Source organism: Sphingorhabdus sp., assembly GCF_029865925.1.
Classification (GTDB): Bacteria; Pseudomonadota; Alphaproteobacteria; order Sphingomonadales; family Sphingomonadaceae; genus Sphingorhabdus_B.
Map to the genome: position 1 here is coordinate 1 of NZ_JARXAI010000080.1, position 5,729 is coordinate 5,729.

Sequence of the window (5,729 nt, forward strand, 5' to 3'; positions counted from 1 at the left end):
GAGAAGCAATGGCACGGTCAGCAACCAATCGACATAACGATAGGCGTCGTTAAATGCATAGCCGCTTGCGGTCACGATGCCGCCTTCAACGGAATATGCACCTTCCCAGCTTTCGAAAATGCGGAAATAGTGATATGCGGCGATGGCTGTAACCAAGCCGGAAATGGTAAGCGCGGTCTTGTAGGCTGGACCCACTTGCGACCGGCCAAGCCACAAAAACAGCGTAGCCGCTGCCATGGTGGCAAATGTGAATGAAAACGCGTTATAGACCAATGAATATTGGCCAAATGTTAAATTTTCCATGTTTCTCTCCCTCAGATAATACTGGAACGTTGGTTTTTTCACAGTACGAACCCAGCGTCAATCAATTTTGTTATGCGGTATTGGACTGCAGGCGTTTCCCCTGTCCTTGGTTTAAACCCGAATTTGTTGGATCTATCCGATCTAATGGCCAGTAAACAAATCGTCGGCTGCTATTGCGGTCGGCTGCCGGCCAAAAAGGCGTGATGCTTGAGGAGCGGCTCGTGAGCGACGGTGATCACGGCTTGTGTACCGACAGTCTTGCGTCGCCTTATATGATTGCGGCCGTTGGTCTAACTGCCGCGTCTTCGGCGCAGGGCTCTTATTCTGTTGTCGACAGCGACAAGCAGCCCGCAGGAATACCTGCTTTTAGTGCGATGGGTAACTTGAAAGTGGTCTGAACGAATTCAAAATGCGGGCAGCAGTAATTTTGGGTCGATCCGCGCGCTGTTCCATTTCATTCCCCAATGCAGATGCGGCCCGCTTGCCCGACCAGTGGCACCTACCCGTCCGATGATTTGGCCTTGCTTCACGATGTCGCCCTCTTTCACAAGAAGTTCGGACGCATGCAGGAAGGCGCTGTTTAGTCCCATGCCATGGTCAATCATCAGCAAATGGCCCTCAAGGGTAAATGCGTCTGCCGCGGCAAGAATGACAACGCCGTCCGCGGGCGCAACGAATGCGGTCCCACTTGCTGCGGCGATATCCATGCCGGTATGATAGCTGCCGGAAATACCGTTGTAGACCCGCTGGGCACCAAATAGCCCGGATACGCGGCCTGCAACAGGGCGGATGAATTTTTGCCGCCAGCCTATGCTTTCACGGCTGAGCGCGCGCGCCGCATTGATCCGCGCAAGCTCTGCGCCGCGTCTTGCCTCAAATTCCGCTGAACTTTTTGCACCGCCCGTCATATTCGCAGCAACATTTTCAATGCGCCAGTCGCCGGCAGCAACGGATATATTGCGTGCCGTCTGGCTGCCGTCGGCGAGTATGAAAACGACATTTGCCTGCACCGGGGCATCGCGGTCGAACCCCATGAGGAAGACGCCATCCAAACTGAGCTGGAGCGCTTCGTCATTTAAAAACACATTGCGTGCGTTTTTGGGTGCGCGGGCAGTGACTAGACCGCCTTGGACCGGCGGGCCGGACATCCAGAAATCGGCGGTGGGTGATTGTGGTGTGGCTCTTAAGCCAGCCGCAGTGGTCAGAAACCCGACCGCTGCAAGCAATGCCAGCAAGGCGTAGCGCTTGCGTCCCAAGCTTAGCCCTTGGCCAAAGCGGCGCGGGCAGATGCCTCTGCGCTCACATAAGGCTCCTGCTTGACTACGCTCCAATAGCGCAATTCCTCCAATGGAATGGCTTGGCCAGTAACAGCGCACACGACATGGTCCCCCGCAGTGAGCATACGAAAACTATTAGCCATATAATGCAGGCGCGCGACTTTGTTTGTAGGTGACAACAACATAGTCCCATTATGGCGTATCGATTCGCAATGGGCAATGCGCGCCTTCAACCGTCGAACAGATTGCCCTGATTAATTGCCGGCTTAACGGGTTTCGGCGGCGCTGGGCGGGAGGCAGAGGCGCCATGGACCAGTCCGCCAACTTCACCATCGACGAAACGCAATGTCACTTCGCCTGCCTTCACCGCGGCGTCACGCGTCATGATGGTTTTGCCGTCTGCATCGGTCACCCGCGCGAACCCGCGCTTTAGCGGCGCTTCGGGATGTAAACTGCCCGCAAGCCGCGCAAGTGCATCAAGCCTTTGCTGCCCTTGCTCCACTCGGCGGCTCAATAAGCGCGGGTGCAGCATCATGGCTGGCGCTGAATAGGCAATCTCGGCCTTGCCAACACGGGTGCGGAGCGATTGACGCAAGCGTTCGGCAAGATCGTCGGTACGTTGTTGATGCGGAGCTGCAAGGTCTGACAGCTTGGGCATGAGCCGGCGTTGTGCCTCAAGCCGTTCTGCGGCCAAGTCCACACGCTTGCGGACGGTATTCGACATGCGCAGCCCGAACTGCCCGACCCTCTGTAGCAGATCGCTGCGGACAGGAACCGCGACTTCTGCGGCAGCCGTTGGCGTCGGCGCGCGCAAATCCGCTGCAAAGTCGCACAGGGTTGTATCGGTTTCATGCCCGACTGCCGAGATAATCGGTATCGTGCAATCGGCGACCGCGCGCACCACCGCTTCGTCGTTAAAGGCCCAAAGATCCTCTATCGAGCCACCACCACGCGCGACGATCACCAGATCTGGACGGGTCGCCGGGCCATCTTGTGGCATTGCGGAAAACCCGTTCACGGCGCGCGCAATTTGGGCGGCCGATCCTTCGCCCTGCACCAATACGGGCCAGACAATAACATGCGTGGGGAAACGATCCGCCAACCTGTGCAAAATGTCTCGGATGACTGCGCCAGTGGGCGATGTGACGACGCCGATGGTGCGTGGCAAGGACGGCAGCTTCTTCTTACGTTCCGGCGCAAATAGCCCTTCTGCCGCGAGACGCGCTTTCAGCTTTTCAAACAATAGCATCATCGCGCCTTCGCCGGCCACCTCTAGGCTGTCGACGACGATTTGATAATTGGAACGCCCTGCATAAGTGGTGAGCTTACCGGTGGCGACAACCTCAAGCCCGTCCTCCGGCGCGAAGGGCAGGCGGGCCGCGCCGCCTTTCCACATCACCGCGTCGAGCCGAGCACTATCATCTTTCAGGCAAAAATAGATATGGCCAGACGCCGCGCGCTTGAACCCCGAAACTTCACCGCGCACACGGACATGGCCGAACCTATCCTCAACGGTGCGCTTGAGTGCAAGCGATAGTTCGGACACGCTCATCGCCTGGGCATTGTCGCCGGGGCGTTCCTCGGCTAACAGGCGAGCGACTTGCGGGTCGCCAGTTTCAAAAGGGTCATTTGTGGACATGAATATCTTGCTCATTGGTTCGGGCGGTCGCGAACATGCGCTGGCGTGGAAGCTCGCGCAATCGCCAAATTGCGATACACTCTTTGCGGCGCCGGGCAATCCCGGGATCGCGCAAGAAGCTGAACTGGTAGATCTCAACATCGCCGATCACGCGGCTGTCATCGCGTTCTGCGCTGGGCACGCTATTGGTTTGGTCGTAGTCGGGCCTGAGGCACCTTTGGTCAGCGGTCTGGGCGACGGCTTGCGTGACGCCGGCATCCCTGTCTTTGGCCCCAACCAGAAAGCAGCGCAATTGGAGGGGTCGAAAGGCTTCACCAAGGATATGTGCGCGGCGGCCGGCATCCCGACCGCTGGCTACGCCCGCCATGACAGCAAGGCATCTGCGCTGACTGGGCTGGACGCATTTGACGCGCCCTATGTGATTAAGGCAGACGGCTTAGCAGCGGGCAAAGGCGTCATCATCGCCGAAACGCGTGCCGAAGCCGAGGTCGCCATTGATGATATGTTCGGCGGCGGTTTCGGGGATGCTGGCGCGTCGGTCGTGCTTGAAGAATTTATGACGGGTGAAGAAGCAAGTTTCTTTGCTCTGACCGACGGCCGCGATGTTGTTGCCTTTGGTTCAGCGCAGGATCACAAGCGCGTGGGCGATGGTGACACTGGGCCCAATACGGGTGGCATGGGGGCATATTCGCCCGCTGTTGTTCTTACCGACGCATTGCAGGCGCAGGTGATGGAGCGCATCATCAAGCCGACCGTCGCCTATATGGCGGCCAACGATATGCCCTATTCCGGCGTGCTGTTTGCGGGCCTCATGCTGACCGACGAAGGCCCTAAGCTCATTGAATATAATGCCCGCTTTGGCGACCCCGAATGCCAGGTTTTGATGACGCGCTTAGAGGGCGATCTTGCCGCATTGATGCTCGCTGTTGCCACAGGGACGCTGGCGCATGCTAAACGCCCGCTGTTTTCGCACCAAGCCGCGTTAACGATTGTTATGGCGGCCAACGGATATCCCGCGGCACCAGAAAAAGGCGGCGCCGTCGAGCTGGCGGCGGTTTCAGGCGCCACGGTCTTTCATGCGGGCACCGCCGAAATCAATGGTCAGTTGGTGGCTACAGGAGGCCGCGTGCTTAACGTTACCGCGACAGGCGCCAACGTAACCGAAGCGCAAGCAGCGGCTTATGCCGCGGTGGACTGTATCGATTTCCCAGGTGGCTTTTGCCGCAAAGATATTGGCTGGCGAGAGGTCGCGCGTGAGGCGGCGTCGGGCACGGATTAACCTGCAACTTTCATATTGCGGATTAACAGTTTCACGCAGCCATGTTTTCGCGTAGTTGAACCCCTTATTTTTGGGAGCCTTCGGGGAGAAATACATTGTCCAACAATTTAATCATCATCGGTGCGGTTCTGATCGTTGCTATATTGTTATGGTGGCTGCTGCCGCTGGGCGGCGCGAAGAAGACAACGGACAGCGCGCCTAAAGACATTGCGCCGCCCCCTGCGGCTGTTGTTAAGGCCGACGTGCCAGTGTCGAAGACGGCCAAGACTCCGGTGAAGACCGCCGCCACGAAAAAAGCATCCGCGCCCAAAGCCGCTGCGCCAAAAGCTGCGGCCAAGCCTGTTGCTGAAAAGGCAAAAGCCGAAAAAGCGCCAAAGGTTAAGGTAGAAAAAGCAAAAGCCGAAAAAGTACCCAAAGCAAAGGCCGAGAAGGTAAAAAAAGCCAAGGCGGAGAAAGCACCCAAGGCCAAAGCAGAAAAGGCAAAAGCGCAAGCCGCGCCCAAGGCAAAGGCGGCCAAGCCTGCTCCAGTATCATCGATCCCTGAAAATCTTGAGCTGATCAAGGGCTTGGGCCCCAAGGTCAATACTCTGCTCAAGGGTCTTGGCGTAACCAGCTTTGCGCAGGTTGCCAGCTGGACCGCCGCCGACGTGTCTGAAATCGATGCCAAGCTGGGCGCTTTTGCTGGCCGGATCACACGGGACAATTGGATCGACCAAGCCCAATTACTTGCGGCAGGGGACATCGCGGGTTTTGAAAAGAAATATGGCGCGCTGGGCGGTGTTACCAAGGGCTGACGCTTCCTATTTCTTGATGCGTCACTGCCTTGGCTGGAGATTGCCACCGCAATTGGGTCAATGACTATTCAGCGGACCAGACACGCAAGGTTCGCAAAAGGTGCGTTCATAGCTGCAGATCATGGCGTCGATAATGTCCATCGGCAGCGGTGTTTTGCATCGTTCGCACGAGGTACGCATTTCTAGCATTGGCTTTCCCCCTATCTGCCGACCCGCTGCAAGCCCGTGCCGTGCATTTTGAGCCATTGATCGGCAGCCTTCCGGTTCCCGTCATACAGGGTATCAAGCCACGCGTAGAATTGGGCACTGTGGTTCATATGGCGAATATGCGCGACCTCATGCGCAATGACCGAACGACGCACAGAAACAGGTGCCATGATTAAGCGCCAACTTAGGGAAATTGTGCCTCGACTCGAACAACTGCCCCAGCGGCTGCG

General features: G+C 57.4%; 9 protein-coding genes. 3 read left to right on the forward strand and 6 right to left on the reverse strand.

Annotated features, from left to right (window positions below):
• Positions 1-303 (reverse strand): bacteriorhodopsin (locus tag QE270_RS08090; protein WP_300036562.1); only part of this gene is annotated, 303 nt, incomplete at its 3' end.
• A 173-nt stretch (positions 304-476) separates the two neighbouring features.
• Between QE270_RS08090 and QE270_RS08095 the strand changes: the two genes are divergently transcribed.
• Entirely contained in the window at positions 477-701 is a 225-nt protein-coding gene (locus QE270_RS08095) for a hypothetical protein (RefSeq protein WP_300037811.1), read from the forward strand.
• 6 nt (positions 702-707) lie between these two features.
• On the opposite strand, the gene QE270_RS08100 is transcribed toward QE270_RS08095, so the two are convergent.
• From QE270_RS08100 to xseA, 3 genes are read right to left on the reverse strand one after another with little or no spacing between them, the layout of a single operon-like run.
• Positions 708-1,559, reverse strand: coding sequence for a M23 family metallopeptidase (locus tag QE270_RS08100; protein WP_300037813.1), 852 nt, complete (start codon positions 1,557-1,559; stop codon positions 708-710).
• A gap of 2 nt (positions 1,560-1,561) precedes the next feature.
• The gene (locus QE270_RS08105) at positions 1,562-1,765 is read right to left on the reverse strand and encodes a DUF2093 domain-containing protein (protein WP_300037816.1); all 204 of its coding nucleotides are present in this window, start codon (positions 1,763-1,765) and stop codon (positions 1,562-1,564) included.
• A 44-nt stretch (positions 1,766-1,809) separates the two neighbouring features.
• Complete coding sequence (gene xseA / locus QE270_RS08110) at positions 1,810-3,219, reverse strand: exodeoxyribonuclease VII large subunit (protein ID WP_300037819.1); 1,410 nt, start codon at positions 3,217-3,219, stop codon at positions 1,810-1,812.
• On the opposite strand from xseA, the gene purD reads away from it, so the two are divergent.
• A complete protein-coding gene (gene purD, locus QE270_RS08115; protein WP_300037822.1) occupies positions 3,218-4,498 on the forward strand; it encodes a phosphoribosylamine--glycine ligase in 1,281 nt (426 codons plus the stop codon). The two genes, xseA and purD, sit on opposite strands and share 2 nt — an antisense overlap.
• A gap of 95 nt (positions 4,499-4,593) precedes the next feature.
• Positions 4,594-5,292, forward strand: a complete 699-nt coding sequence (locus QE270_RS08120) for a hypothetical protein (protein WP_300037825.1) — start codon at positions 4,594-4,596, stop codon at positions 5,290-5,292.
• A gap of 57 nt (positions 5,293-5,349) precedes the next feature.
• On the opposite strand, the gene QE270_RS08125 is transcribed toward QE270_RS08120, so the two are convergent.
• The gene (locus QE270_RS08125) at positions 5,350-5,538 is read right to left on the reverse strand and encodes a DUF1272 domain-containing protein (protein WP_366142257.1); all 189 of its coding nucleotides are present in this window, start codon (positions 5,536-5,538) and stop codon (positions 5,350-5,352) included.
• Positions 5,493-5,729: M48 family metallopeptidase (locus tag QE270_RS08130; protein WP_300037828.1), on the reverse strand; the 237-nt coding region annotated here is incomplete at its 5' end. The genes QE270_RS08125 and QE270_RS08130, both read right to left, overlap by 46 nt.

Bases quoted from the DNA above. Each gene is read 5' to 3' on its own strand.
- purD (WP_300037822.1), top strand. From the start codon at position 3,218: ATGAATATCTTGCTCATTGGTTCGGGCGGTCGCGAACATGCGCTGGCG.
- QE270_RS08125 (WP_366142257.1), bottom strand. From the start codon at position 5,538: ATGGCTCAAAATGCACGGCACGGGCTTGCAGCGGGTCGGCAGATAGGG.
- QE270_RS08105 (WP_300037816.1), bottom strand. From the start codon at position 1,765: ATGTTGTTGTCACCTACAAACAAAGTCGCGCGCCTGCATTATATGGCT.
- xseA (WP_300037819.1), bottom strand. From the start codon at position 3,219: ATGTCCACAAATGACCCTTTTGAAACTGGCGACCCGCAAGTCGCTCGC.